Annotated in this window: 20 protein-coding genes and 1 tRNA gene; 12 read left to right on the top strand and 9 right to left on the bottom strand. The window is 75.2% G+C overall.

The genetic code is table 11. From position 1 onward, the window contains the following. Positions 1-55: 55 nt before the first annotated feature. Complete coding sequence (locus tag ACFU9E_RS12320; RefSeq protein ID WP_380689975.1) at positions 56-1,585, bottom strand: FAD-binding protein; 1,530 nt, start codon at positions 1,583-1,585, stop codon at positions 56-58. Positions 1,586-1,904: 319 nt separating this feature from the next. Between ACFU9E_RS12320 and ACFU9E_RS12315 the strand changes: the two genes are divergently transcribed. The 3 genes from ACFU9E_RS12315 (at position 1,905) to pgm (ending at position 4,244) form a co-directional block, all read left to right on the top strand. After that, a tRNA-Tyr gene (locus ACFU9E_RS12315) sits at positions 1,905-1,984 on the top strand. A gap of 103 nt (positions 1,985-2,087) precedes the next feature. After that, positions 2,088-2,387: a YciI family protein gene (locus ACFU9E_RS12310; protein ID WP_380686693.1), complete on the top strand. Its 300-nt coding sequence runs from the start codon at positions 2,088-2,090 to the stop codon at positions 2,385-2,387. 201 nt (positions 2,388-2,588) lie between these two features. Continuing rightward, positions 2,589-4,244: a phosphoglucomutase (alpha-D-glucose-1,6-bisphosphate-dependent) gene (gene pgm / locus ACFU9E_RS12305; RefSeq protein WP_380686695.1), complete on the top strand. Its 1,656-nt coding sequence runs from the start codon at positions 2,589-2,591 to the stop codon at positions 4,242-4,244. A gap of 78 nt (positions 4,245-4,322) precedes the next feature. Here pgm and ACFU9E_RS12300 read toward each other — a convergent pair whose 3' ends face one another. Continuing rightward, positions 4,323-5,858 carry an oxidoreductase gene (locus ACFU9E_RS12300; RefSeq protein ID WP_380686697.1) on the bottom strand — a complete coding sequence of 512 codons (1,536 nt, stop codon included), beginning with the start codon at positions 5,856-5,858 and terminating at the stop codon, positions 4,323-4,325. A gap of 146 nt (positions 5,859-6,004) precedes the next feature. Between ACFU9E_RS12300 and ACFU9E_RS12295 the strand changes: the two genes are divergently transcribed. Then, on the top strand, positions 6,005-6,760 hold the full coding sequence (locus ACFU9E_RS12295; protein WP_380686699.1) for a hypothetical protein: 756 nt from the start codon (positions 6,005-6,007) through the stop codon (positions 6,758-6,760). Positions 6,761-6,832: 72 nt separating this feature from the next. Here the strand turns inward: ACFU9E_RS12295 and ACFU9E_RS12290 are convergent, their stop codons facing one another. From ACFU9E_RS12290 to ACFU9E_RS12270, 5 genes are all read right to left on the bottom strand, one after another. Then, entirely contained in the window at positions 6,833-9,658 is a 2,826-nt protein-coding gene (locus ACFU9E_RS12290) for a hypothetical protein (protein ID WP_380686702.1), read from the bottom strand. Positions 9,659-9,725: 67 nt separating this feature from the next. Beyond that, positions 9,726-10,535, bottom strand: a complete 810-nt coding sequence (locus ACFU9E_RS12285; RefSeq protein WP_380714956.1) for a hypothetical protein — start codon at positions 10,533-10,535, stop codon at positions 9,726-9,728. Positions 10,536-10,673: 138 nt separating this feature from the next. After that, positions 10,674-11,525 (bottom strand): hypothetical protein, encoded by an 852-nt coding sequence (locus tag ACFU9E_RS12280; protein WP_380686541.1) that lies wholly within the window; start codon positions 11,523-11,525, stop codon positions 10,674-10,676. Between the two features lie 253 nt (positions 11,526-11,778). After that, positions 11,779-12,042 carry a hypothetical protein gene (locus ACFU9E_RS12275; protein WP_380686543.1) on the bottom strand — a complete coding sequence of 88 codons (264 nt, stop codon included), beginning with the start codon at positions 12,040-12,042 and terminating at the stop codon, positions 11,779-11,781. Positions 12,043-12,383: 341 nt separating this feature from the next. Continuing rightward, the gene (locus tag ACFU9E_RS12270) at positions 12,384-12,701 is read right to left on the bottom strand and encodes a hypothetical protein (RefSeq protein ID WP_380686545.1); all 318 of its coding nucleotides are present in this window, start codon (positions 12,699-12,701) and stop codon (positions 12,384-12,386) included. A 354-nt stretch (positions 12,702-13,055) separates the two neighbouring features. On the opposite strand from ACFU9E_RS12270, the gene ACFU9E_RS12265 reads away from it, so the two are divergent. The 7 genes from ACFU9E_RS12265 to ACFU9E_RS12235 all read left to right on the top strand — a co-directional run bounded on the left by ACFU9E_RS12265 (position 13,056) and on the right by ACFU9E_RS12235 (position 22,543). Beyond that, positions 13,056-14,288, top strand: a complete 1,233-nt coding sequence (locus ACFU9E_RS12265; RefSeq protein WP_380686547.1) for an Hsp70 family protein — start codon at positions 13,056-13,058, stop codon at positions 14,286-14,288. Between the two features lie 173 nt (positions 14,289-14,461). After that, entirely contained in the window at positions 14,462-15,358 is an 897-nt protein-coding gene (locus ACFU9E_RS12260; protein WP_380686549.1) for a hypothetical protein, read from the top strand. 87 nt (positions 15,359-15,445) lie between these two features. Then, a complete protein-coding gene (locus ACFU9E_RS12255; protein ID WP_380686551.1) occupies positions 15,446-16,501 on the top strand; it encodes a hypothetical protein in 1,056 nt (351 codons plus the stop codon). A gap of 85 nt (positions 16,502-16,586) precedes the next feature. Next, positions 16,587-18,089: a hypothetical protein gene (locus ACFU9E_RS12250; protein WP_380714954.1), complete on the top strand. Its 1,503-nt coding sequence runs from the start codon at positions 16,587-16,589 to the stop codon at positions 18,087-18,089. Next, positions 18,086-20,122 (top strand): dynamin family protein, encoded by a 2,037-nt coding sequence (locus ACFU9E_RS12245; protein ID WP_380714952.1) that lies wholly within the window; start codon positions 18,086-18,088, stop codon positions 20,120-20,122. Before ACFU9E_RS12250 ends, ACFU9E_RS12245 begins: the two co-directional genes overlap by 4 nt. A gap of 4 nt (positions 20,123-20,126) precedes the next feature. Beyond that, the gene (locus tag ACFU9E_RS12240) at positions 20,127-21,071 is read left to right on the top strand and encodes a hypothetical protein (protein WP_380682993.1); all 945 of its coding nucleotides are present in this window, start codon (positions 20,127-20,129) and stop codon (positions 21,069-21,071) included. Continuing rightward, a complete protein-coding gene (locus ACFU9E_RS12235) occupies positions 21,068-22,543 on the top strand; it encodes a dynamin family protein (protein ID WP_380682992.1) in 1,476 nt (491 codons plus the stop codon). Before ACFU9E_RS12240 ends, ACFU9E_RS12235 begins: the two co-directional genes overlap by 4 nt. A 23-nt stretch (positions 22,544-22,566) precedes the next feature. On the opposite strand, the gene ACFU9E_RS12230 is transcribed toward ACFU9E_RS12235, so the two are convergent. Both ACFU9E_RS12230 and ACFU9E_RS12225 read right to left on the bottom strand, forming a co-directional pair. After that, entirely contained in the window at positions 22,567-23,220 is a 654-nt protein-coding gene (locus ACFU9E_RS12230) for a hypothetical protein (protein ID WP_380682990.1), read from the bottom strand. A 36-nt stretch (positions 23,221-23,256) separates the two neighbouring features. Then, a complete protein-coding gene (locus ACFU9E_RS12225; RefSeq protein ID WP_380682989.1) occupies positions 23,257-23,889 on the bottom strand; it encodes a hypothetical protein in 633 nt (210 codons plus the stop codon). 377 nt (positions 23,890-24,266) lie between these two features. On the opposite strand from ACFU9E_RS12225, the gene ACFU9E_RS12220 reads away from it, so the two are divergent. Continuing rightward, on the top strand, positions 24,267-25,649 hold the full coding sequence (locus tag ACFU9E_RS12220; protein ID WP_380682988.1) for an SMI1/KNR4 family protein: 1,383 nt from the start codon (positions 24,267-24,269) through the stop codon (positions 25,647-25,649). Positions 25,650-25,661: the final 12 nt, after the last annotated feature.

Below are 25,661 nucleotides of genomic sequence, written 5' to 3'. Positions count from 1 at the left end.
GCCCGCCCGCCGCTCACCCGGGGGCGGGCGTGGGGCGGGCCGGACGTCGGCGGGCTCAGGAGTGGATGCCCTGGCCCGGTGTCAGGATCCCGGCCGGGTCGAAGCGGTGCTTGGCGGCCACCGCGCGCCCCCACTGGGTGCCGTAGTGGCGGCGCCACTCGGCGGGCGTCACGTCCGGGATCGCGCCGATCAGGTACCGCTTGCCGCCGAGCCGCACCGCCAGGTCGTGCAGCCGGCGGTTGCGCCGCAGCGCGGCGGCGTGGTCGGCGCCCGGGAACGGGAAGGACAGCAGATCGAAGTGGAAGCCGACCGGCTCCTTCGGCATCACGGTCATCGGGCGGGTGAACACGTCGGTGCGGAACGGGTAGAAGAGCAGCAGGCCGGCGCCCAGGTCCTCCGGCGTCAGCATCGCGGTGGCCTCGCGCATGAACGTTTCGGTGGTCGAGGCCGGCAGGAACAGGCTCAGCCACGGCTTGGGCTGCGACCAGAGGCCGGCCCCCTTCAGGTACCCGGCGAAGGCGTCCACCCGGAACGCGTACTCGCGCGCCGTCTGGTCGACGAACGTCGTGTCGGCCGCCACGCAGCGCAGGCCGCGCACCAGCTTCGCCCGGTCCGGCGCGGCGGCGCCGTCGTAGTGGACGACGCCCTCCACCTTGTACCGCCAGCCGGTCCCGGCGGCGTTGCGCGAGACGTCGCCGACGTGCAGGTCGAAGCGCCGCTCCAGCATCAGCTTCCGCTGGTCCGCGAGGTAGTCGGCCAGGTCGTCGTAGAACAGGTTGAGCACCAGCGCCCGCTCGCGGGCCCGCACCAGGCGCAGGGTGGCCCGGACGATGATGCCGGCCTGGCCGCCGCCGCCCAGCACGGCCTCGAACAGCTCGCGGTTGGCGCTCGCCGAGGCGGTCACCAGCTCACCGGTGCCGGTGACCACGTCCACCGACTCGACCGTGTCCACCTGGAAGCCGAAGCGCTGCACGCCGCCGCCGATGCCGCCGACGCTCAGCGTGCCGCCGACCGACAGGTGGAGGTAGTCCGTCAGGCTGGGCGGCATCCAGCCCTGGGCGAGCGCGGCGTCGGTCAGCTGCGCCCACGTGACGCCCGCCTCGACCACGGCGCGGCCGGGGGCGATCCGGACGATCCGGTTCAGCCCGCGGGCGTCGATCGCGACGCCGCCGGGCGCGGCGGCCTGGCCGTAGCTGGAGTGCGACTCCAACTCGGCGGCGCTGCCGGTTCCGCTCTGGCCGTTCATCGCGACCGGGATGCGGTGGCGGCGGGCGAAGTCGACCATCGTGGCGACGTCGCGCACCGAGCCCGGGCGCAGTACGGCGCGCGGCGCGGCCGTCACCAGGTGCCCGAAGTCCCCGCCGAACCGGGCCAGCGTCCCGGTGTCGGCGACCATGCTCCCGTCCAGCCGCGGCAGCGTGGCGAGGGAGGCGTCGGCGGAGGCTCCGGCCGCCTCGGCGGGGGCGTCGGCGGCGGCCTCGCCCGGGGTCTCCACGGCCCAGGAACGGCCGACGGTGTTCCAGCCGATGACGGTGGCCGCCGCGCCGACGATCACGCTGCGACGGGGCAGGGATGACTTGCTCATTACAGATAACTCCGATCAATCGTCATATGAGCAGTGTTGTATCGCAGTCAGCACGTACACGCGCAATAGGCCGGACCTGAACACTTCGGTGACGTTCCGTCCCGGGCGTCACCGCGGCAGGGACGGGGGCGGTCTACACCACCTCCGGTGCGGGCACAGGATCCGGACAGTCGCGACACTTCATCGCCATGTCCCTGACCAGCGGAAAGCGTCGGCTGACGGGGCGTCGGCGGCCGGGCGCGGTGGCCGGAAACCCGGTTGTCCGGCTGTGCTGATCGAGAGAGAGTGGAGTCGTCGGGATCAAGGGAACGACAACCGAGGGCGAGCTGGGCCTGGGAGAGCCCAAGGGCCTGTAAAGCCCCCGCTTCGGCTGTGGTGGTTCGAATCCATCCTCGCCCACCTCGGACCGCCCCGGGCCGTACCACGGCCCGGGGCGGCGTGCGTCTTCCGTCCCGGCGGGCAGCCGATCGGCACCGGACCGGTAGCGGATAGGCTCGGCCGCATGTTCGTTCTGGAGCTGACCTACACCGCACCGCTCGACCGCATCGACGCTCTGCTGCCCGCCCACGTCGAGTGGCTCGGCCGGCACTACGAGGCCGGTGCCTTCCTCGCCTCCGGCCGCAAGGTGCCGCGCGACGGCGGCATCATCCTCGCGGTGGGGGAGGACCGGGCGGCGGTCGAGGCGCTGGTGAGTACCGACCCGTTCGCCGTCGAGGGCCTGGTCGAGTACCGCGTGACGGAGTTCCTCGCCACCACCGTCGCCCCCGTCCTGGAATCCCACCGGCAGCAGCTCCCCGCCTGATCCCCCGCCGGATCCCCGTCCGATCCTCCGTCCGGTCGTCCACGGGTCCGGGCCGTCGCCCCGCCGATGCCGCGCCACCGGCCCGGACGGCCCGCCCCGGTTCGGAGCCCGGTCGCACACTGGCTACGATCGGTGAGCACGGGGCAAGGAAGCGCCGGGCCGCGGTCCGGCGCACGGCGAGAAATCCAGTGGGAGTAGACGATGGCACACGCACGGGCCGGGCAGCCGGCGCAGCCGGGCGACCTGGTGGACGTGGCGCGGCTGGTGACGGCGTACTACACGCTGCACCCGGACCCGGAGGAGCCGGGCCAGCGGGTCGCGTTCGGCACCTCGGGCCACCGCGGCTCCTCGCTGGACGCGGCGTTCAACGAGGACCACATCGCCGCCACCACCCAGGCGATCTGCGAGTACCGCGCGGCCCAGGGCATCACCGGCCCGCTGTTCCTCGGCGCCGACACCCACGCGCTGTCCGAGCCCGCCCGGGCCACCGCGGTCGAGGTGCTGGCGGCGAACGGCGTGACCGTCCTGCTGGACAGCGCCGACGGCTACACCCCGACCCCCGCCGTGTCGCACGCGATCCTGACCCACAACCGGCGCAGCCCGCAGTCGCTCGCGGACGGCATCGTCGTCACCCCCTCGCACAACCCGCCCCGCGACGGCGGCTTCAAGTACAACCCGCCGAGCGGCGGCCCGGCCGGCTCGGAGGCCACCGGCTGGATCCAGGACCGTGCCAACGCCCTGATCCGCGAGGGCCTGCGCGGCGTCAAGCGGGTCCCGTACGCGCGCGCCCTGGCCGCGGCCACCACCGGCCGCCACGACTACCTCACCGCCTACACCGAGGACCTGGTCTCCGTCCTCGACCTGGACGCGGTCCGCGCGGCCGGCCTGCGGATCGGCGCCGACCCGCTGGGCGGCGCGTCCGTCGCCTACTGGGGCCGGATCGCCGAGACCCACCGCCTCGACCTGACCGTGGTCAACCCGGCCACCGACCCGACCTGGCGCTTCATGACGCTGGACTGGGACGGCAAGATCCGGATGGACTGCTCCTCGCCCGCCGCGATGGCCTCGCTGATCGCCCGCCGCGACGAGTACGCCATCGCCACCGGCAACGACGCCGACGCCGACCGGCACGGCATCGTCACCCCGGACGGCGGCCTGATGAACCCCAACCACTACCTGGCGGTCGCCGTCGACTACCTCTACCGCCACCGCGCCGAGTGGCCGGCGGACGCGGCCGTCGGCAAGACGCTGGTCTCCTCCTCGATGCTCGACCGGGTCGCCGCCGACCTCAAGCGCGAGCTGGTCGAGGTGCCGGTCGGCTTCAAGTGGTTCGTCGACGGCCTGCTGGAGGGCTCGATCGCCTTCGGCGGCGAGGAGTCGGCCGGCGCGTCGTTCCTGCGCCGCGACGGCGGGGTGTGGACCACGGACAAGGACGGCATCCTGCTCGCCCTGCTCGCCGCCGAGATCACCGCCGTGACCGGCCGTACCCCGAGCGAGTACTACCGCGACCTCACCGACCGCTTCGGCGCCCCCTCCTACGCCCGCGTCGACGCCCCGGCGGACCGCGAGCAGAAGGCGCTGCTGTCCCGCCTGTCGGCCGAGCAGGTCACGGCCGGCGACCTCGCCGGCGAGCCGGTCACCGCCGTGCTCACCGAGGCCCCGGGCAACGGCGCGGCCATCGGCGGCATCAAGGTGTGCACCGAGAACGCCTGGTTCGCCGCCCGTCCGTCCGGCACCGAGGACGTGTACAAGATCTACGCCGAGTCCTTCCACGGCCCCGAGCACCTCGCCCGGGTCCAGGAGGAGGCGCGCACCCTGGTCAACGGCGTGCTGGCCGCCGGTCCGGCGAACGGCTGATCCGCGCCGTACCGCGACGGCCGCGGCCCCGGTGGGTGACCCGTCGGGGCCGCGGCCCGGTGTTCGGTCAGCGGCGGGTCAACTACGGTTCAGCGTACGGCTGATGCCCGCCAGGACCGCCGTCGTGAGCAGCCATCCGAGGGCGATGAGGGAGTAGCCGAACCACTGCTGGGCCCCGGTCCAGTACCAGGCGGTGCGCTGGCCGAGGCCGCCGATGGGGATCAGCAGGTCGAGGGTGTAGACGAGCGGGCTGAACGGGACGCTCTCGCCGGCCTTGACCTCGTGGGGCGTGCCGTGGCGGAAGACCAGGGTGCCCAGCAGGGCGAGGCCGGCCAGCCACAGCCCGGCCTGCCAGGGGCGGTAGCCGTAGCCCACGGTGGCGTCCAGCAGCCGGCCCCAGAGCCGGCCGGGCGCGCCCAGGGTGCGGCGGCGACGGCGCTGCTTCGCCAGGAGCACCCGCCGGGCGTCGTCGTCGTGGCCGATCCTCCGGTACCAGGCGGCGAGTTGCTCGTAGGGCTGGGGGGAGTAGCCGGGGAGCGCGGCCAGCCAGGCCAGTCGGCGGGCGACGGGTTCGGGGGCGGGGGTGGAGGTCTGGAGGGAGGTGTAGGTGAAGCCGTCCAGGCGGGTGTCGGCCGGCCAGCTGTGCTCGTTGTCGTGCAGGACGACGGTCTGCGCGTCCTGGAGGTCGACCGTGCCGATCGGGAGGGCGGCCGGGGTGAGCCGGAGGTCGCCGGCGGTCAGTCGGTTTCCGTCCAGGGCCACCGCGCCGCAGCCGTCCAGCACGGCGGCGTCGAGCGAGAGCCGGCTGCGGATCGCCGCGCCCGGGAGGCGGACCGAGCCGTTGGCGGTGAAGCCGCCGGCGAGGACGAGGGTGGAGGCGGTGAGGTCGTCGCCGGTGAACGCGTCGCCGCCGTGGCTGTCGATCCGGGCCCGCTCCATGAACAGCCCGCCGTTGAACCGGGCGCCGACCAGCCGTAGGCCGCCGCGGGCGTGGAACCCGTCGCGGGCGAAGCAGCCGCCGTCCATCACCAGGCCGCCCGCCCACAGCGCCCAGACGCTCGGGGCGCGCGCCGGGTCCGGGACCGCACCGCCGGCACCGTCGGCGCCGAGCAGTTCGGTGGCGGTGAGCCGGGCGCCGCTGAGCCGCAGTTCGCCGGTGATCTGGGCCCGGGTGAGGGTCAGCCGCCCGTCGAGGACCGAGTTCTCGAAGAAGAGGTTGCCGTCGACCTTCAGCAGCCATCCGTCCAGCCCGGGTATCCGGCAGCGGCTCAGGCTGGTGGAGCGCAGCGTCGCGTCCCGCAGTACCACCTGCTCCTCGAAGTGGCAGCCTTCGAGGCGGAGTTCACCGGCCGCAGCCAGCCCACGCAGGTCGAGGCGCCCGGCGACGCGGGCGCCGATCAGGTACAGCGTCCGGATCGGGCCGACCGGTCCGGCGCCGCCGAGCAGGGCGGTCGTGATCACCTCGGCGCGCACCGTGCGTGCGTCGCCCCAGGCCGCTCCGCCGACCGGATCGTCCGCGGCCGGGTCGCCGCTGCGCAGGTCCACCGCCGCGCCCGTGGCGCAGGCGTCCCACACCCGCCGTTCCGGTCCGGCCAGGTCCTGGTACGTCAGCATCCCGCCCCCTCGGTGTGATCATCCGCGGAGGCAGCCTAGTCGGGCGACCGGCAGCGTCTGTAGTCGCGGCTCCGGGCTGCGGAGGGGAGGACCTCACCCTCCGCGCGCGCCGCATACGGGCTTCGCCCGTGGGGAATCACGAGGGTGTGAAGAGCCGGGGGTACGGGCGGGGTTGGTACGACGGGCGGCTGCCCGGCTGGCTGCCCGGCTGGCTGCGCGGACTGGTCGTCCTCGCGGCCGGGTGGGGAGTCCTTCTCTGCGGTCAGGAGGTCGCCGAAGGGTACCGGGCGACCATGGTGTACCGCGCCTCGTCGGCCTGCGAGGTCGGGAACCAGGAGGGGAAAGGGGCCGACGGGGCGGAGTGCGTGGGGCGCCGGGCGGTCACGGTGCTCGACCGCCGGAAGGGCGAGCACTGCACCTCCAACGGCGGCGGCGCGGGCGGTGCGGAGATCGGTGGTGGCGTGGGCGGTACCTCGTGCACGCCGTACTACGAGGTGAAGGTCGAGTGGCCCGACCGGATCGCTTGGTTGGACGTCTCGTCGGAGACGTACGGTGAGGTCCGCGAGGGCGACCCCGCCGAAGTCCGGCTGTGGCACGACGAGGTGGTGGCACTGAAGGTGCGCGGCCACACGCACTCCTACGCGCCCTCCTCGGAGAGCGGGGTCCTGGTGTGGATCGCGCTGGGCTGCCTGATCCTGGCGGCGGGCGCGTGGGGAGCGGTGAGCGGACGGCTCTCGGGCCTGATCGCCTTCCCCAACTTCGGCTGGCTGTTCGTAGCCTTCGGGGTCGGAATGCTCGGCTCCATGGCGCTGTTCGGCGGACCCCTGCTGCTCTGGGGCTTCATGATCCTGTGGACCGGGTTCGCGGTCTTCTGGATCGTGGGCGCCTGGCGGACGGGGTGACGGCCCCGCTGCGGCCGCCCGCCACCCGTCCCGGGAGCGGGGCCGCACCCGGGACAGGCGCTCGGACCCGCGCTACGGCGCTTCGTCCGGTTCCGCGCCCGTCGCGCCGGTCGTGGCGGCGGGCGCGGTGTCGGCGAGGGTCCGCAGTTCGTCGGCCTCGCGCGGCAGGCCGTTGACGTCCAGCACCTCGCACAGGTTGAGCTTGAACTCCCAGGCCCTGGTGCTGTCGGCGATCGCGCGGATCACGGTGCGCTGCGCGCCCGTGAGCGGCTCGCCGTCGTCGTAGGCCTCGGTCGGGAAGACGATGTCGAGCAGGGCGTTGGCGACGGAGACGGCGGCGATGGCGGTGACCTCGTCCAGGACTGCGCACAGCTCGGCCAGCAGGGGTTCGGCCTGCTCGGAGGGCAGGAGCGCCAGAGCGGTGGCCGCGTCGGTGGCCGGGTCGCCCGCGCCGAGGTGCAGGTCGGCGAAGCCGGCGGCGTCCAGCTCGCCGCGGAGCGCCTCGACCAGCGGCCTGGCGCCGCGACGGGCGGGGGAGCGGTGGGTGCGCACCCAGGTCAGGGCGGCACAGAAGCGGAGCAGCGGATCGTCGTCGGCGAGGTGCCGCTCCAGCGCCCGGAGGGTGTCGGGGCCGGCCTCGTGCAGGGCCAGGCCGAGCAGGATCTCCGCGCGGATCCGGGGCTCGGGCTCGACGGCGAGGCGCTCGTGCAGGGCCCTCGCCGCCGCCTCGCCCGGCGCCGCGGCGAGCAGGACGACGGCCCGGCGGCGGATCCCGGGTCGCTCGTGGGCGGCCTGGCCGGTCCAGGTCGGAACCGTGTCGGCGAGCACGGTGTAGACCTCGTGGTAGGCGGACTCGGCGCCGTGGTCGGCGAAGTGCTCGGCCGGGTCGGTGCCGTCGGCGGGAAGACCGGCGAGGACGCGCTTGAGTTCCCGGGCGGCTTCGAGGCCGCCGTCACGCGTCGCGATGTCGGTCAGGAACTCCAGCAGCGCGGGCCGGGGTCCGGCATCGTCGACGCGGCCGACCAGCGCCGCCATGTAGCGGAACGCCGGACCGGTGGCCGCCGTGATGGTGTGCTGGTGCAGCAGCAGGTCGGACAGCTGTCCCAGGGCCAGGTGGAAGGCCTCCGGGTCGTCGACGGCCAGGCCCTTGAGCAGGAACGGCACATCCTCCGGGTCGCCGTAGAAGGTTTCGAGCTCGTCCCACGGCACCTCCTCGACGCCGTGCAGCTCGCTCGGCACGGGCGCCGTGCGCCAGGTGTGGAGGGCGCGGGCGGCCGTGCCGAGGTCCTCGTCGCGGGCGAGGTCGAGACCGTCGAACGTCACGGTTCCCGGCTCGGTGTTGCCGTTGCCGTCGGTGTCGGCGGTTCCGGTTCCGGTGTCGAACACGTGCCATTCCCCGACCGGGCCGCCGCGGATGCCGGGCTCGACGTACCCCTCGGCGATGACCGCCCCGGCCGCGTCCACGGCGCGCCACCGTTCGACCGCCGCCCCGTCGACCGTGACGTCGGTGGGCGTGACGTCCGCCGTCCGGGTGCCGTCGGCGCCGTACCAGCGCTCGGTGACGAGGACGCCGTCCCGCTCGGTGCGTTCGGCACGGAGGGCGCCGTCGGCGTGGAACCGGCGCTGGACGGTGCTGCCGTCCGCGGGCCACTCGCGCTCGCGCCTGGGCACCCCGTCCTGGTACTCGCGATCCAACAGCAGGGTGCCGTCCGGCCGGTAGCGCTTCAGCCGGTACGGGTTGCCGGAGTTCAGGTACCTTCTGCGCTCCACCTGTCGGCCGTCGGCGAAGTCGGCCTCCTCGTAGCCGTGGTAGAAGCTGTCGGGCTCGTAGTAGCTCGGTCCCTCCGTGTCGCAGGTGCTCTCCCACGCCTGCTCCCACAGCCGCCACGTCCCGACCGCCGCCCCGGTCGTCCCGTCGACCGCGCCGTCGACGAACGCGAGCAGGCCCGCCACCCACACCGCGTCCTCGGGCACGCCGGTGGACGGCACCGCGGGCGGGGTCCGTATCTCGGCCAGTTGCCCGGCCTCGGCCGGCTCCGACCGCAGCAGCCGCAACGCCAGCTCCGGAAGCCCCTCGAAGGCGGCGTGCCGGGCCGCGCCCGGGGAGGCGCCGAGCCCCGCCTCCAGGCACAGCTCGACCGACGCGGCGTCGCCGTCGCGGGCGGCCTCGATCAGCGGGGAGGCCTTGGCGTCGCCCCGGGGGAAGCGGGCGATCTCCCTGCCGTCGCGGTTGTAGACGAGCCGGTCCGCCGCGCCGTCCCCCGTCCAGTGCCGGGCCACGCCTTGGAGGACGCCGTCCTGCCGCCAGCGGGGCGCCGACCACTCGCCGTCCGGCCAGAAGGTGGCGGGCTCCGGCACACCGGCCGGACGCTCCGGTACCGGCCCGCCCTCGAAGGTCACCTCGGTGCCGTCGGCGGCGAAGCAGGCCTGACGGATCCGGATGCCCTGCTCGTCGTACTCCTGGACCACGGTACGGAGGACCGGGTCCAGGCCGTCGAACGAGAACGGGTCGCTGCTCGGGTGGTCGCAGCGGTGGCCGGTGACCGTGACCGGCACGCCGTCGCGGTGCTCGGCACGGACGGCCAGGGTGCCGTCGTCGTGGTGGCGCAGCAGCGTGCCGTGGCGCCTGCCGGCGCGCCAGTCGCTCTCCTCCAACGGCGTCCCGTCGGTGCGCCACAGCTGCCACCGGCCGGTGAGCGCGTCGCCGTCGCGCTCTCCGACCGCCCATGCGGGCAGCTTCGGGCTGCCCTTGGAGAGCTCCCACTCTTCGACGAACTCGGCCTCCGGGGGGACGGAGGCGGGCCGGTCGGCCGCGGCTTCCGAGGTCCCGGCCCCCGGGCTCCCCGGTACCTCCCCGGGGTGGGTCCCGGCACCATCGACATGCAGATCGTCAGACATGCCCCGTATGCAAGCACCTTCCACCGACATGTCGCATCCCGAGGCGCCCGGCGGAGCCGACGCAACGTCAAGATGCGGGTGAGAGACGGTTTCCATCGGTGGCGGTGGGCCGTGGGCCGACCTTCGCGGGCTCCGGGCGGGGCGACGTCGTTCCGGGGCTCCCGCCGAGGACGAGGATGAGTGCGATCGCGACGAAGCCGGCGACGAGGACCACCAGGACGGCGAGCGCCAGGGGCCCGCAGCCGCCCGGCCGCCGGCCGGGCGGCTGCTCGCCGTGGTGCTCCCCGGTGTTGCTCCCGTCCCGCGGGCGTCCGTCGGTGGCGGCCCCGGGACGCTCGGGGTGCGCGGGTCGCCCGGGCGGCGCGGGGCGTTCCGGCACGTCCACCGCGAACGCCGCGCAGGCCGCGCCCAGGCGCTCCGGCACCGCGGCGACCCGCAGCGCCACCCCGATCCGGGCGTGCGGCGTGCCCTGCACCCGCCCCGCCGCGCCGGCGCCGGGAACGCCGAACCGGGAGGCGATGTCCGGGCCCAGCGCGACCAGGTCGAGCGGCACCGTGTACCGGAGCTCGATCCGGCGGGTCGCGCCGGAGGACAGCGGCTCCTCGACGGCCCGCCGGTCGAAGTCCAGCCGCCCCCGGAGGGGTTCGACGGGGTCGAGCCGGAAACCGGCCGGCTGCGGCCCGGCGTTGTGCACGAGCAGGTCCAGGAGGACCGTGCCGCCGACGGTCCCGAACCGGCGCGGCGGTTCGCACCAGGCCCGCACACCCGCGTCCGGACCGGCCCGCAGATCGGTGCCGCAGTACTCGCCCGGGCAGTAGCGGCCGAGCCGCTCGGCGCCGTCGGTGCGACTGCCGCACAGTTCGCAGTGGAGCGCCATGGTCGTCCCCTCCGTGCCGGTGGCCCCCGCCCCGTCCAGTCCCGCCCCCGGGGGTACCCGGCCGGCCGCCGGAACAACCGCTGCCGCCGGGACCGGAACCGCTCCGTGATCGGGTGCGGCCCGTCCGCCGTAACGCCGTCAGGTCGCCGCCCCGGCGGTGGCGGGCTGTTCGGCGTCCCCGAAGCGGGCCAGGGTGAGCGCCCCGAACACCGCCGCCGCGAAGCCGAGGACGGCGAGCGGTTCGAGGTCGTGGCGGGTGTGGTCGCCGAGCAGCAGCACGCCGACGACGGCCGGGCCCAGCGTCTCGCCGAGCACCATGGCGGCCGTCGCCGCCGTGACCGACCCGTTCTGCATCGCCCAGGTCAGCGCCGCGAACCCGCCCAGCCCGGCGAACGCGATGGCGTAGGCGGCCGGTTCGGTCAGCAGGTCCGGGAACCGGGCGTCCGGCAGCACCCGCACGGCGACGCCGACCACACCGAACTGCAGGCCGGCGACCAGCCCCAGCAGCGGCGCCCGCCGACTCCCGCCGAGCCGCACGGCCGCCAAGCCCGCGCCGATCAGCAGCACCGAGCAGATCAGCGTCCCGAGCCGCAGCGCCGGGGTGCCGTGGCCGGGGCCGTCGCGCCCCGCGCTGACCGCGAGCACGCAGAGCCCCGCGCACACCGCCGCCACCCCGACCCACTCGCTGCGCCGCAGCCGCACGTCCAGCACTCGGGCCGCGCCGACGGCGGTCACCGCGAGCGCCGACGCGAGCACCGCCTCCACCTCGTACAGCGGTAGCCGGTCCAGCGCGAGGAGCTCGGCGCCGAACCCGAGCATGTCCATCCCCACCCCGGCGAGGAACGGCCACTGCCGGAACGCCCCCGCCAGCGCGGCCGCCCCGCCGGGCCGCTGCCCGGCCGCGGCTCGGCGGGCCCCGACCGCCTGGAGCACGGTGGCGGACCCGGTGAGCAGAGCGGCGGCCAGCGCCGCCGGCAGGCCGAAGAGCATGCGCCGACCGTACGGGCCCGCCCCGCTCCGGCGCGGGTGCGGCACGCCGGGCACGGTGGGCCGTCGATCGTGGATCAGGGGCGCCGGCGCGGCGCCTCGTCGTCGGGGGAGTCCGGGGAGGCGAAGTGGAAGGGCACCGAGAGGCGGGCGGCGAGGGCACGCCCGGCCCGTTCGGCGGACACCTCCACCGGGTGGCGCGGGCGGTGGTCCTCGTCCGTGCCGAGGTACCGCTCGGCCGTTTACCAGTCGTCGGTCAGTCGTCGAGCGGTGACGGGTCGGTGGCTCCGGAGGGGTCGGGGGTGCGCTCGCGGGCGGTGCGGCAGGGGAGGTGACGGGTGAGGGCGTCGCTGCAGTTCGCGGCGGCCATCCGTTGCACCAGACCGGCAAGGCGGGTGACCAGCGGGCGCAGCCGAGCCCGCAGGGCGGCGTCGGCGCGGGCGTCGAGGCGCTCGACGGCGGAGCAGATACGGGTGACGAAAAGTGCGGTACCGCGAACGGCGCGGCGGACGTGGTTCACGCGAGTGCAACCGGTCGGTCACCCGGCCGGTTCCGGCCCACGGCCGGGTGGCCGATGGAAGAGAAGCTGGCGCGCGCCCGGCGCGCCCGGTCCACGCCCGCGCGGGCTGCCCCGGCGGGCGCGGCCGCCGGGGCGGTCCGCCCGCCATCAAGGTTGCGCCGACGCTCCGTCTGCTTCATCGGCAGGTTGCCGACCGGGAGCCCAAGGGCACCGTGATGCGGACCTGCTTGATGGGGATCGGGTGTGCCGTGGTGGTGGGAGGGGTGTGGCCGGGTTTGGGTGGGGAGTGGGGCTGCACAGGAAGTCGGGTGGGCCGACTTCCTGTGCAGCTCTACGGGGGGCTATCCGCTGCGGTGGCGTAGGAGGGTGGTGGCGATGGCGATCTGGGTGCAGGCGCGTAGTCCGGCCGCCACTCCGGCGGTCTCGGGGCGGACGTGGTGCAGCCGCAGCACGGCCGGCGAGCCGTCCGCGCGGCGGACCGGTAGGGCGAGGGAGGCCATGCCGTGGGCGGGCGCACCGTCCGGGCTCAGCGTCCAGCGGTCGAGGAAGTCCGTGGCGATCGTGGGGAGTTCGCGGATCCAGCGGCGTTCGGCGGGGCCGTTGGCGCCGTAAGCGGTGGCGAACGCCCCGGGGACGGTGGTCGGGCCGGGCGTGCTCATCGGAACCTCCCTGCGCGGGGTGGCGGTGTGTCCCGCGCTGTCCGGTTCCGACTCTTGCACGGACCGGTCGAGAGGGCGAATCGATAAGGAGCTGCGCGAATTCGGTCACCTGACGGTGTTTCGGTCGAACGCCGCGCCGAGACTGGTCGCGGCACCCCGGCCCGGGGGAGCGGGGTGCCACCCGGCGCGTCCGGGCCGTGCTCAACCGGCAACGGCCATGCCATTGTTACAAGATGTGCCGAATTTCTCCACAGTTGCCCCCGGGGCCCTACCATCCTGGCGGGGGTGCCGGAGGCCCGACTTCCCGCTCCGCCCGTGCGCCCGTGCGCCGCAGCAACTCACCTGTGAGGTCACGTGTCTGACTGGTCGTTGGCGATCGACTTCGGTACCTGCTTCACCAGCGCGGCCGTACGCGTCGAGCAGGCCGGCACGGCGGCGTCCGGCGCGGTGGCGTCCGGTGTGGTGGTGACGGCGGTCGAGATCGAGAACAGCCGCTACCTGCCGTCCCTGGTCTGCCTGGACGACGACGACCGGCTGCTCACCGGCCGGGCCGCCGTCCAACTCGCCGCCCAGCGGCCGGAACGCGCCGAGTTGCACCCCAAGCGGGCGCTGCTCCGGCAGTCGGCCGTGCTGCTGGACGGCGGCGAAGTCGCCACCGTCGAGCTGGCCGCCGCCGTGCTCGCCCGTGCCGCGGACGAGGCGCGGGCGCAGCGTGGCGGGACGGAGCCGGCGCGCACCGTGCTCACCCACCCGGCCGACTGGTCCCCGGGTGATCTGGACCGGCTGGTCGAGGCCGCCCGGCTGGCCGGGCTGGACGCGCCGGAACTGCTGCCCGAGCCGGTGGCCGCCGCTCGCTTCCACGCGGCGGAGGTCCAGGCGGAGGGCGCCGGGCCGATCGCCGTCTACGACCTCGGCGGCGGCACCGTGGACACCGCCGTGCTGCGCCGCGAGGGGGCGGGCTTCCGGGCCGTCGCGGTGGCCGGGGACCCGGACTTCGGTGGCCGCGACCTCGACCAGGCCCTGTTCGAACTGCTCCGCGACCGGGCGCTGGACCTCGACCCCGAACCGTGGCAGCGGCTCTGGGCCGACCGGACGCCCACCTCGACCCATCAACGCGCCCAGCTCGCCCGCGAGTTGACTTTGGCCAAGGAGTCCCTGTCGAGCACCGGCACGGTGTACCTCGCGGTGCCGGGCTACCCCGAGCCGTTCGTCGTCCAGGGCGGCGAATACCGGGCGGCCGTCGCCCCGGCGCTCACCGCCTCGATCGAGCTGCTGGAGCGGACCGTCTCCCGGGCCGGGCTGACCCCGGCCGAGCTGGGAGCCGTCGTGCTCTGCGGCGCGGCCAGCAGGACGCCGCCGGTGGCCGACCTGGTCGCCACCCGGCTGGGCCGGATCCCCGACCTGGCCGCCGACCCGAAGGCCGCCGTGGCCCTCGGCGCACTCACCGACCCGCCCGCCCCGGCCGGCGCCGACACCGGAACGGATGCGGGGGAGGAGGCCGCACAGGAAGCCGCGTCGGCGGACGGCCCCCGCCGCTGGACCGTCGCCCACTACCCGGACGAGGTCGATCCAGAACTCTGGTTCTGAGCACGTCTGCCGTCCACGTCGCCGTAGTCACTCCACCTCACCCTGCCTGGCCCCGCCCTGCCCGGCCCCTCCCTGCCCCGAAAGCGGCCGGTCCGGAAACGGCCGGTCCGGAAACAGTCGGTCGGAGCGCGGACCGCCCCGCCCGAGGACCCGCGAGAGCCGCGAGGAACCCCATGGACATCGTGATGCTCGGCCACAGTGCGGCCGGGAAGACCAGCTACCTCTCCCTCATGTACGCCGCCATGTGTGACGGGGTCGAGGGCATGACCCTGCGCACCGACGACCGTGACGCCCACCGCTCGCTGCTCGCCGACGCGCGCGCCATCCTGCGCGGTCGCTACCCCCGCGCCAGCGACCGGCCCCGCTGCTACGAGTTCGTGCTCTGCCACGACGGCGACGGGATCTTCCCGTTCCGCTGGACCGACCACCGCGGCGGCGCGCTCACCGAACACCGCCGCTCCAGCCGGCAGGCCGCCCAACTGCACGACGACCTGGTCGCGGCGGACGGCATCGTGCTCTTCGTCGACGCCCTGCGTCTGGACACCGACCCCGAGGCGGCCGAGGACGTCCGCCGGCTCGTCGTCCGCGTCCACCAGGCCGTCACCGACCGCGAGGAGAGCGTTACCCCGCTGGTGATCGCGCTCACCAAGACCGACCTGGTCGACCTCGGCGCCCCCGACGCGGAGGAGCGCTTCTTCGTCCCGTTCCTCCCGCTGATCGAGGCGGTCCAGGAGACCCGGCACATCCAGGGGGCGTTCATCCCGCTGGTCTGCGGACCGGAGCCGGAGGGCGTGGCGCTGCCGGTGCTGTGGACGCTGAGGTTCGGCATCATCGGCCGGGCCATGGAGCTGTCCGCCTCGATCGAGCGGCTGATGGCCTCGGCGCGGCTCGCCGACCAGCGCGACACCCTCTGGGACCGGATCAGCAGCTGGTGGGAGGACGAGCCGTCCTGGGCCTCCATCCGCGACCGCGACCGCTCCCGGGCCGCCGCCGAACTGGCCCGCCTGGAACCGCTGGTGGAGCCCGCCGACCGGCTCGGCGAACTGCTGGCGGACGTCCTCTCGTTCTGACGCCCACCGAGCGGGTGAGCACCCGCCCCACCCCCTGGACACCGAACAGCGCCACCCCCGACCCCGCGAGACGAAGGACAGCGCACCATGACGGTTCCCACCCTCACCATGACCATGCTCGGCGCCAGCGGCTCCGGCAAGACCGCCTACCTGCACGGCATGTACAACCGCCTCTCCATGGGTGTGCAGGGCTACTACCTCTACACCACCGACCCGGACCTCGACCTCGACCTCGCCGAGGACTGGGCCCGGCTGCGCCGCACCGGCACCATGCCCAAGGCCACCTCGGACCGGCCGATCTCCTACGAGTTCGTGTTCCGCCGGGGCATGCGCGACCTCATGAAGATCGACTGCGTCGACTTCCGCGGCAACGCCGCCCTGGACCGCCGCAACGCCGCCGAGGACGTCGCGCTGCTGGAGGACCGGCTGATGCGCTCCGACAGCATCATCCTGGCGCTGGACTCCGAGCACGTGGCCGAGTGGATCAAGCACGGCGCGCCGGGCAACCTCGACCGGGACGACGACCCGATGGAGATCTCCCGCTTCAGCCGCGCGATCTCCCGGGTGTTCAGCGAGCGCCTGGCGGAACGCGAGCCGGTCCCCGGGGTCACCGTGCTGCTCACCAAGGCGGACCTGCTGGCCGAGCGCACCGGACTGCGGGCCTCCGAGGCGCTCCAGACGGCCGGCCGGAACTTCCCCAGGCTGGTCCCGGTGCTGGGGGGCGACGACGCCGAGGGCGTCACGGTGGCCCTCTGCGCCGTCCAGCTCGGCAACTTCGGCGCGGCGGCCCAGGCCACCGTGGACGCCAGCCGGATCGCCCCGAAGAACCTCCACCTGCCGATCATCTTCAGCCTCCGCCACTACCTCAGCGAGGGCATCGTGCGGAACCGGCAGGAGATGGGCCGGCTCGCCGACAGCCTGGACGCCTCGCGCGGTGAACTGGCCGCGCTCAGCCAGGGGTTGTTCGGCGGACTGTTCAAGGGCGCGCAGAAGACCAGCGCCCGGCAGGAGATCGACCGGCTGGTCGCGAGCAGCTCGGCGACCTCGGCCGACCTGGAGCGGGCCCAGGACCGTTGCCGGGAGCTGGACGAGGAACTGCGCGGGGTCGCCATCTTCCGCGACGGCCGGCTGCTGACGGACTGATGGGCAGGACGGGCGGGACGGACAGGACGGGGCGGGACGGGATGGACGGGCCGTGGAACCGAGGACTGACGGACGGACGAATGCCATGACGAGTGCGACGAACCACGGGCCCGAGTCCGAGCGCGCCGCCGCCGTCGCCGGAACGGCGGGGAGTGCCGCGCCCGGCGGCTGGTCGGCGGTCGTCTACGGGCGGACCCTGCGGGTCGACCAGTGGTGGCGGGCGCTGCCCGCGGGGGTCGACCGGCAGGGGCCGGTGGGGGACGCCGTGCGCGCCGCCGTCGCCGGCGGGATCCGGTTGGAGTACGGCCCGCGCTTCCTGCTGCACCGCGACGGCCGGGGCGTCCTGATCGGGGTCGCCTGCGAGCTGGGCCTGATCAGCCGGGTGATGGTGCAGGACCGCTTCGGGCGACCGCTGTACGGCTTCGTCGGCTGGTACCGGCCCGGGTCGGCCGGCACCGGTGGGCGGATCCCCGAACTCGACGAGCTGGCAGGTCACTTGGCCGACTGGGCCGGACCGGTCTACACCGAGTGGATCGCCCCGACCTGGGAGGCGGTCGGCCGGGACGAGGCCGAGCCGCGCACCACCCGGCCGGTCGCCGCCCCCTGGCCGGAGCACGCGGAGCACGCGGAAGGGGCGCCCGGGGCCGCGGGGTCGGCGGCCCCGGTGCTGCTGCCGCCGGCCTGGCGGCCCGCCCATCCGGCGGGGGGCCACCTGCTGCCCGAGGCGGACGCCCCCGGTCTCTGGGCGGCGGCCGTGGCCGGGCTCGGCAGGTGCGTGCTGGTCACCGGCTGGCGGCGGCGCTCGGACGCCGACGCGGGGCGGATCACCCATCTGACCAGCGCGGACTGCCGCGGGTACGAGCTGCTGCGACCCCCGCCGCCCCCGCCCCCGCCCCCGCTCGCGCCCGCGCCGCCGACACCTCCGAGGCCATCGCAGTTCGGGCCGACGCCCGAGCAGGGGTCGGAGGCGAAGCCGGGCTCGTCCGGGTGGGTGCGAGGGGCGCGCGGCCTGGGGAAGCTCCGGAGGGCCGTGGTCGACGCCTTCTGGTCGGAGGATCCCGAGCAGGAACAGGCCGGGCAGGGCGAACCGGAGCGCCGGGACGCCGCACCGAAGCACCGGGGGCGGTCGGAGACCGACCGGCCGGCCACCGGGAAGCGCCCCGGCGGAGAGCCTCCGCCCGGCCAGCACCCGGTCACCGCGCCGCACCCGGCGGCGGGCCCGTACCCGGTGGCGGGCCCGTACCCGGCCACCGGTCGTGACCCGTACGACGGCTTGGGCGAGCCGGGCTCCGGACCGGCGCGCCCGGCGCCGTTCGGCGGCGAGCCCGGGCCCGGTGCGCCCCGTCCGGGCACCGACGAGCGGCCGCGCTGGCGCACCCGGTCGGTCGACCCGAAGGAGGCCAACCTGTCGGGCATGTTCGGCGAGTTCGACGACGAGCCCGAGCCGCCGCCCGTCGCACCGCCGCCCGTCGCACCGGCGGCCCCGGCCCCGGCCGCCGACCCCGCCCACCCCGCCGACCCCGCCGACCCCGCCCACCCCGCCGACCCCGCCGACCGGACCGACCCCGCCACGGGAGAGCCCTCATGACCCGGCCCCGCCCCGAAGCCCCGTCCCGCGCCCGCGTGCTGGACTTCGCGACCCGCACCGCCGACCTCCTCGAACGCGCCGCCCGCGCCGCCGCCGAGACCCCCGACGATGGCCGGAGCGCCGGCAGCAGCACCGGCACCGGCACCGAGGCCGCCGCCGACGGCGCCCGGCGCGTCCGCGCGGAGGCCGCCCGGGCCGCCGCCGGCGCCGCCTCCCTGGTCGTCGTCGGCGAGAAGAAGCGCGGCAAGAGCTCCACCATCAACAGCCTGGTCGGCGTCTGGGACCTCCTCCCGGTCGACGCCGACGTGGCGACCGGCGTGCACGTCGTCGTCCGCCACGGTGAACGACCGCGCGCCGAGGCCTTCCTGCTGCCCGGCCCCAATCCGCCCGACGGCACCCCCGGCACCCCCGGCACCCTCGGCACCCCCGAACCGATCCCGCTGGAGCGGATCGCCGAGTACGCCGCCGTCGACCCGGCCACCGGCCGCCCGCACCGCCTCGACGTGCACCACGTCGAGGTCGAACTGCCCGTCCCGCTGCTCGCCGCCGGCCTGGAACTCGTCGACACCCCCGGCGTCGGCGGCCTGGTCAGCGGCCACGCCCAACTCGCCCTGGCCGCCCTGGAGAACGCCGACGCGCTGGTCTTCGTGGTCGACGGATCCAGCGAACTCACCCGCTCCGAACTGGACTTCCTCGCCCGCGCGACCGAGCGCACCGCCGAGACGGTCTTCGTGCTCACCAAGACCGACAGCCACGACGCCTGGCCCGCCGTTCTCGAACGCAACCGCGAACTGCTCGCCCGGCACGCCCCCCGGCACGCCGAAGCCCCCTGGTTCCCGGTCAGCAACCGGGCCCGTCGGGACGCCGCCGACGCCGCCGGATCGGGCGAACTCCAGGACGCGGAAGAACTGTTGGAGGAGAGCGGATTCGAACCGCTGGACGCGCTGCTGCGCCGACGGATCGCCGCCCGCGCCGCCGACCTGCGGCTCGCCAACGTGGTGCACGTCGGTCTCGCCGCGCTCGCCGCCCCGCTCGCCGACCAGGAGCTGCACCTGCGCTCGCTGCAGCAGGACCCGACCCTGGCCGCCGAGGTGGAGCGAGCCGAGGAGGGGCTGCGCCTGCTCCAGCCGGAGAGCGCCCAGTGGCGGCGCGCTCTGTCGACCGGCGCCCGCGATCTCAAGAACACCCTCCAGCTCGGCTTCCGGCGCAGCCTCAACGACGTCCGCCAGCTCGCCGAGGCGAAGATCGCCACCGCCGAACCCGCCGCTCTGGCCCAGGAGTTCCCGGCCGAACTGGAGGCCCAGGTGGAGGCGGTCTGGCTGCAGCTGGACAACGCCGCCCGGCGCGGTCTCGCCGTCCTGGAGGAGCGGGTGCGGAGCGAGTGCGCCACGGTGCTCGACGCCGGACGGCCGGATGCCGGCCGGGGGCCCGCCGGACGGCCCGGAACGGAGCTCGCCACGGTCGAGGGCGGCGCCCTGATCCGTGCCGAACGCGGCGCCGCGCTGCCGGAGATGGTGCACTCCACCCATCGGGAAGGCGGCGCCCTGGGTGTGATCGAGAGCGTCATCCCGTCGGTCGGCACCGCCGCCACCTTCGGCACCGTGGTCGCCCTGGTCACCAGCAGCGTGCTGCTGCCCGCCGTCGCCAGCTACGCGATGCTCGCCGTGCTCACCCGCCGCCGTCGCCAGCGTGCCGAGCTCGGCCGGGTGCGCGGCGACGCCACCCGCCACCTCAACCGGGTGCTCACCGAGCTGAGCACCGAGATCCCCGCCCAGATCACCGCCCACGTCGACGAACTGACCGACCGGCTCGCCGTCGCGCTCGACCAGGCGATCGCCGACGAGCGGCTCCGGCTGGAGCGCCAACTCGCCGACCACCGCCGCAACCTGGCCACCGCCGCGGCCGACCTCGGCGCCGCCCGGGACCGCGCCAAGCGCCGGATCGGCTCGCTCACCGCCCTGCGTGACGAGGGCCTCGCCCTCGCCCACGCGCTCGGCGCCACCCCCGGCACACCCGACCCGTACCGGAGCTGACCGCATGGACCTGATGAACCTGCGGGTGGTCGCCCTCGGCCACAGCAGCGCGGGCAAGAGCAGCTACCTGGCCGCGATGTTCACCCACCTCGCGAGCGACCGCAAGGGCTTCCGGCTGGTCACCGCCGACCGCCGCACCGCCGACGAACTGACCTCCACCGGGCGCCGGTTGGGCAAAGGCGTCTACCCGCCGCCGTCCTCGCGGCGCACCGAGCTGACGGCCGGCCTGCGATACGGGCGGAGCGAGATCCTCGGCTTCGCGTGGACGGACTACCGGGGCGGGGCGCTCACCAGCTCCGCCGCCGACGACCCGGAGACCGCGCAGCTGCTGGAACGGCTCACCCACGCGGACGCGGTGGTCGTCTTCGCCGACGCCCACCGCCTCGCCACCGACCCCGACTCCCACGAGGAGGTGCGCCGCACCGTCGTCCTGCTGCACCGTGCCGTCGACGGACAGCAGACGCCGCTGCCGGTCGTGCTCGCCTACACCAAGGCCGACCTGGTGAGGGACCCGGCCGACTGGGCCCGTGCCCGGGCGGCCATGGGCCCGCTGGAGGAGCTGGTGGCCGAGGGCGGCCGGGTCCGCGGGACGGCGGTCGCGGTCTCCTGCGGACCCTCGCCGCGCGGCGTCGCCGTGCCGGTGCTGTGGTGCCTGTCCACCCTGCTCAGCCACCAGGAGCGGCAGGTGGCGGGGCACCTGGAGACGGCCAAGGGCTTCGTCAAGGACCTGCGCAAGGAGGCCAACGGCGTCGACAGCCTGGTCTCCTGGTTCAAGGGTGTGGAGAGCGCGGCCAAGCGGCTCAAGTACTGGGAGGAGGAGCTGCGCGAGCGCAAGGAGGAGCTGGCCGTACTGAGCCGCCCGGCCCGGCGCCTGGCGAAACTGCTGGACCGCGAGCAGCGCGGCACCGCCCCGCCGGCCGGCGCGCCCGCCCGGGCGGTGAGGCGGTGACCGTCCCCGCGCCCGACGCGGAACTCGCCCCGGTGGTGGCCGCGTTCTGCGCCGGGCTGGCGGACAGGCTGCCGCCCGGGCCGACCGCGGAGGCGGTCCGGGCGGTCCACGAACGGCTGGCCGAGCGCACCCTGCGGATCGCCGTCGGCGGCCGGATGAACGCGGGCAAGTCCACCCTGGTGAACGCCCTGCTCGGCCGGCGGCTCGCCGCTTCGGCCGCCACCGAGTGCACCACGGTGGTCGCCTGGTTCCGGCCCGGCCGGCTCAACCGGATCCAGGTCCGGCAGCGGGACGGCACCGCCCACTGGCAGGCCGGCGGTCTGCCGCGCGACCCCCGGGACCTCGGCGTGAGCACCGACCGGATCGCCGAGGTCGTCGTCGAGGCCGCCGGGCTGCGGCCCGCCGGCGACTGCGTGCTCGTCGACACCCCCGGCCTCGACTCGCTCAGCGGCCTCGACGAGCCCGCGCTGGACGCCCTCGCCCGCGCCGATGCGATGATCTACGTCATGCCGCACCCCGGCGCGGGCGACGCCGAGGCGCTGGGCGCCCTGCGCTCCCAGGCCGACGGCCGGATGACCGCGCTCAACGCCGTCGGCGTGCTCAGCCGGATCGACCTGCTCGGCGAGGGCCACGGCGACCCCTGGCCGCGCGCCCGGCAGGTCGCCGCGACCAACGCCGGCCGGCTCGCCGGACTGGTCGACGAGGTGCTCCCGGTGGTCGGCCTGCTCGCCCAGACCGCCCTCGGCGACGACTTCACCGAACCGGACGCCGCCCTGGTCCGCCGACTCGCCGAGGCCCCCGCCGGCGCGCTGCGCCGCGCCCTCTACTCCGGCCGGCGCTTCCTCGACTGGGACGACGCGCCGCTCACCCGCCCCGAACGGGAACGGCTGCTCGGCCTGCTCGGCGTCCACGGCATCGACACCGCCCTGACCGCCGCCCGCCGGGCCCGGGCCGAGGGCCGCCCGATCGGGGCCGCCGCCCTGCTCGCCGAGTTCCGGGCGGCCTCCGGCATCGCCGCCGTCGTCGAGCACCTGCGGCTTCGCTTCGTCGACGCCGCCGACGCGCTGCGGTCGGCCGCCGCGCTGGGCGCCGTCGAGACGGCCCTCGGTTCCGGCGAGGGCCTGCCCGCCGACGTCCTGCGGGAGGCCCGCACCCGGATCGGCGAGCTGCGCGGTCACCCGGAACTGCGCCGTCACGAACTCGCCCGGGCCCTGGCCGCGGTGGCCGGGCAGCGGCTCGAAGTCGACGAGGACACCGCCGCCGCCCTGATCGCCCTCGCCACCGGCCGCACCCCCGCCGCCCGGCTGCGCCTGCCCGACGACACCGGCCCCGCCGACCTTCGCCGGGCGGCGGCACGGGCGGTCCGGGACTGGCGCCGCCTGGAGGACGGCCCGCTGCGCGACGTCGGCCGCTACGCGCGGATCGCTCGCGAACTGTGCGAGGGCGTCTACTTCGCGACCCCGCCCGCCTGACGCGCGCCGTGGGAAGGCGCCCGTCAGGGCGCGGTGGGTGTGGGGGTGGGGACGCCGGGGCCGGTCGGGGGCGTGGTCGGGCGGGGCATGCAGGGCTTGGTGGAGGTCGGGGCCGGCACCCCCGGGGTGGGGGTGGGGAACTCGCACCCGCTCGGGTAGATCGGCCCGATCATCTGGACCTGGCTGACCTGGTACGGCCCCTGGCCGTACCAGCCGTGGAAGGTGACGGTGACCTCCCGGGAGTCGCCGATGAGGAGGGTCGTGGCCAGGGACTTGAAGGTCGTCCCGCTGTCCCAGAGCGTCACCGTCCCGGTGTCCGTCCCGGTCCCGGAGATGGTCACGAAGGTGTAGGGGCCGGACATGTACGCCGAGAACTGGTACCGGGTGTCGGGCACGACCGGTACCGTCTGCGTGCAGCCGGCGTAGTCCGTTCCGCTGGGGCGGCCTTCGACGACCTGGCCGGTCTGCACGAACTCGCCCTGGCAGTGCCAGCCCAGGGAGAGCGGGTAGCGGAAGTTGCCGTTCTGGATCCAGTCCAGCGGCGCGGGCTGGGCGGTGGCGGTCCCGTGCGCGGTGAGGGCGGCGGTGCCGGCCAGGACGAGGGCGCCGAGGGCGGCGCCGACGGAGCTGCCGCGATGGGCGTGGCGGGGCCGAGGGCGGGGGCGGAACGAGCGCATGGCATCCTCCGATGCGAGGTGGGGGGCGGTCGGCCGTCAGGGGATGTACGTACGCCGGCAGGTGGGGGACGGCGAGGGGGTCGCGGGGCCGGTCGCCGTCGGCGACGGGGTGGCCGACTCACCGCACGGGCTCGGTTCGAAGCCGGGGCCGACGAAGGACACCCGCCGTACGTCGTAGGCCGCCTGCTCGTACCAGCCGTGGAAGTACACGGTCAGCTCGGTGGTGGCCGGTCCGGTGGTGACCTGCACCGACAGGTTGTTCCAACTGCTCTGGCTCGACCAGGTGGAGGCGTTCTCACCGGCCGCGCCGGTGACGCCGACGAAGGCGTACGCGCCGCGCACCGTGGCGGAGAGCGTGTAGTCGGAGTTCGGCTGGACCCGCACCCGCTGGGCGCATCGCGCGTTGCCGGTGGCGGTCGGCGCACCCGACACGTAGTGGTCGTGCGGGATGCTGCTGGTCCGGACCTCGGGGTCGCACGTCCAGATCCAGGGGTACGAGTCGAAGGCCCCGTTGACGATCAGGTCGACCCTCGGGAGCGGATCGGCCGCCGTGACGGCCAGGCCGACGGTCGAGGCGGCCGCGGTGAGGGCGGCGACGGCGAGGCCGACGGACAGCCCGCCGCGTCCGCGCCGGCGGGTGGCGGGGTGGGGGTGAACGGGTGCACGCATGCCGTCTCCGGGTGGGGGTTCCGATGGGGCAGCGGTGCGAGGGAGTGGTGCACACCATGGTGGACACGGCCCGCCGCCGTCAAGAGGAGGACGGGGCTCCGGGCGCACGGCCGCGCCGGGCTCCATCTGCCCTCGTCCAAAGGTGTGATGACGAAGGGTCAGCGCGGTTCCGGGCGCCGCAGGACCGGCGCCTCCCAGGATCGTGGGATGTCCGCACGGCGACCGGGACTGCCAGGATGCGGCGGACGGAGTTCCACCCGATCCGGCCGTCTCGAAGGAAAGGCCCGACCTCACGAGGATCCGCCGGTCGAGGGGGTTGTCGTAGGGGGCGGGCACAATCGCGGACGCCGCGATCACCGCACTCATCGGAGGCCCGTTTGTCCTCGCTGTACGACTTCAGGACCTGGGAGCCGCTGCTGCGGCTGCTGCGGGCCGCGCACGCGCAGACCCTGGCCGTGCCCGGCGGCCAGGTGGCGGGGAGCATCGGCCGCGGCTCGTACAGCGTGCCCGTGAAGTGGCGCTACCCGCAGCCCGGCCGGGCCATGCTGGTGTCGGACAACCAGGCGGAGCACGACGCGATCGAGCGGGTGCGGGACACGCTCGTCGGGGCCGGAGTGAGCGACATCGAGTTCACCGCGGAGATCCCGCCGGACGGAGCGGCGGTGCTGCGGCTGTTCGACCACGGTCCGGCGGCCGTGTCCGGCATCGGCAGGGCCGTGGGCGCGCTGACCCTGGTCGAGGGCGCCGTCCCCGAGCCGTGGCGCCGTCTGCCCGAGCCGTCGGACGGGGCCCGCCCGGCCCCGTCGGCGGACGCGGCACTGCTGGAACGGACGCTTCGCGGACGGCTGCCGGACGCCATCGGGGCCACCGAGGAGGAGATCGCCGCCGCCGAGCAGCGCCTGGGCCTTCCGCTGCCCGAGGAGGTCAAGGCGCTCTACCGGGTGACGCGCGCGGGGTGGGAGGACTGGCTGGCCGACCCCGAGGCCGGCCGGCGCCTCGTGGCGACGCTCGGCTTCGAACCGGTCGCTCCGGAACACCTCGACGTCGCCCACCTGTCCCACCGCTGGTCGTTCCAGTGGGAGCACGCGGCGATGGAGGCGGCTCTCACCGGGCCCGACGACGCGGTGCAGGACCTCGTCGGCTCCCCGGGATGGATCGTCATCGGCGTCACCGGGGGAGGGGACCAGGTCGCCGTCGACCTGACGCCGGGCCCCCGCGGTCACCTCGGCCAGGTGATCGTGCTCGACCACGAGCAGAGCGTCGGAGCGTCGTTGTGGGCCGAATCGCTCACCGGCCTGGTCCTCGGCCCGGAGCGGAGCTGGAACACCGGGTACCGCGGGGACAAGCGACCGGTCAGGGCCATCGTCCACGACCGGAGCATCGGAAGTGTCGAGGGGGCCGCCCATCCGGCGCTGGAGGTCCTGCAGATCGGGGCGTGGACCGGTGCGCCGCTGAGCCTCGCCCCCGTCGTCGGCCTGCCCCGGCTGCGCACGTTGTGCGCCTACCCCGGCACGCTGGCCGACCCGCTGGAGATCGCCGCGCTGACCGGGCTGGAGTTCCTCGAACTCGCGCCCGAGGACTGGCGCGCCCTGCTCGACGCCGGGGCCGTTCCGCGCGGCCTCTCGGCCGCCGCGATCCGGACGTTCGGCAGGAACGGCACGCGGCCCGTCATGGCGCTGGCGGACGAGATCCTCGCGCTCTTCGGCCGCCCTCTGATCACCGAGACCGTCGTCAACGGCGACCTCGGCCCCCTGCGGTGACGAGGGGCCGCA

Source organism: Kitasatospora sp. NPDC057595 (genome assembly GCF_042800875.1).
Taxonomy (GTDB): domain Bacteria; phylum Actinomycetota; class Actinomycetes; order Streptomycetales; family Streptomycetaceae; genus Kitasatospora.
This window is presented reverse-complemented; position numbering and strand designations above follow the sequence as displayed.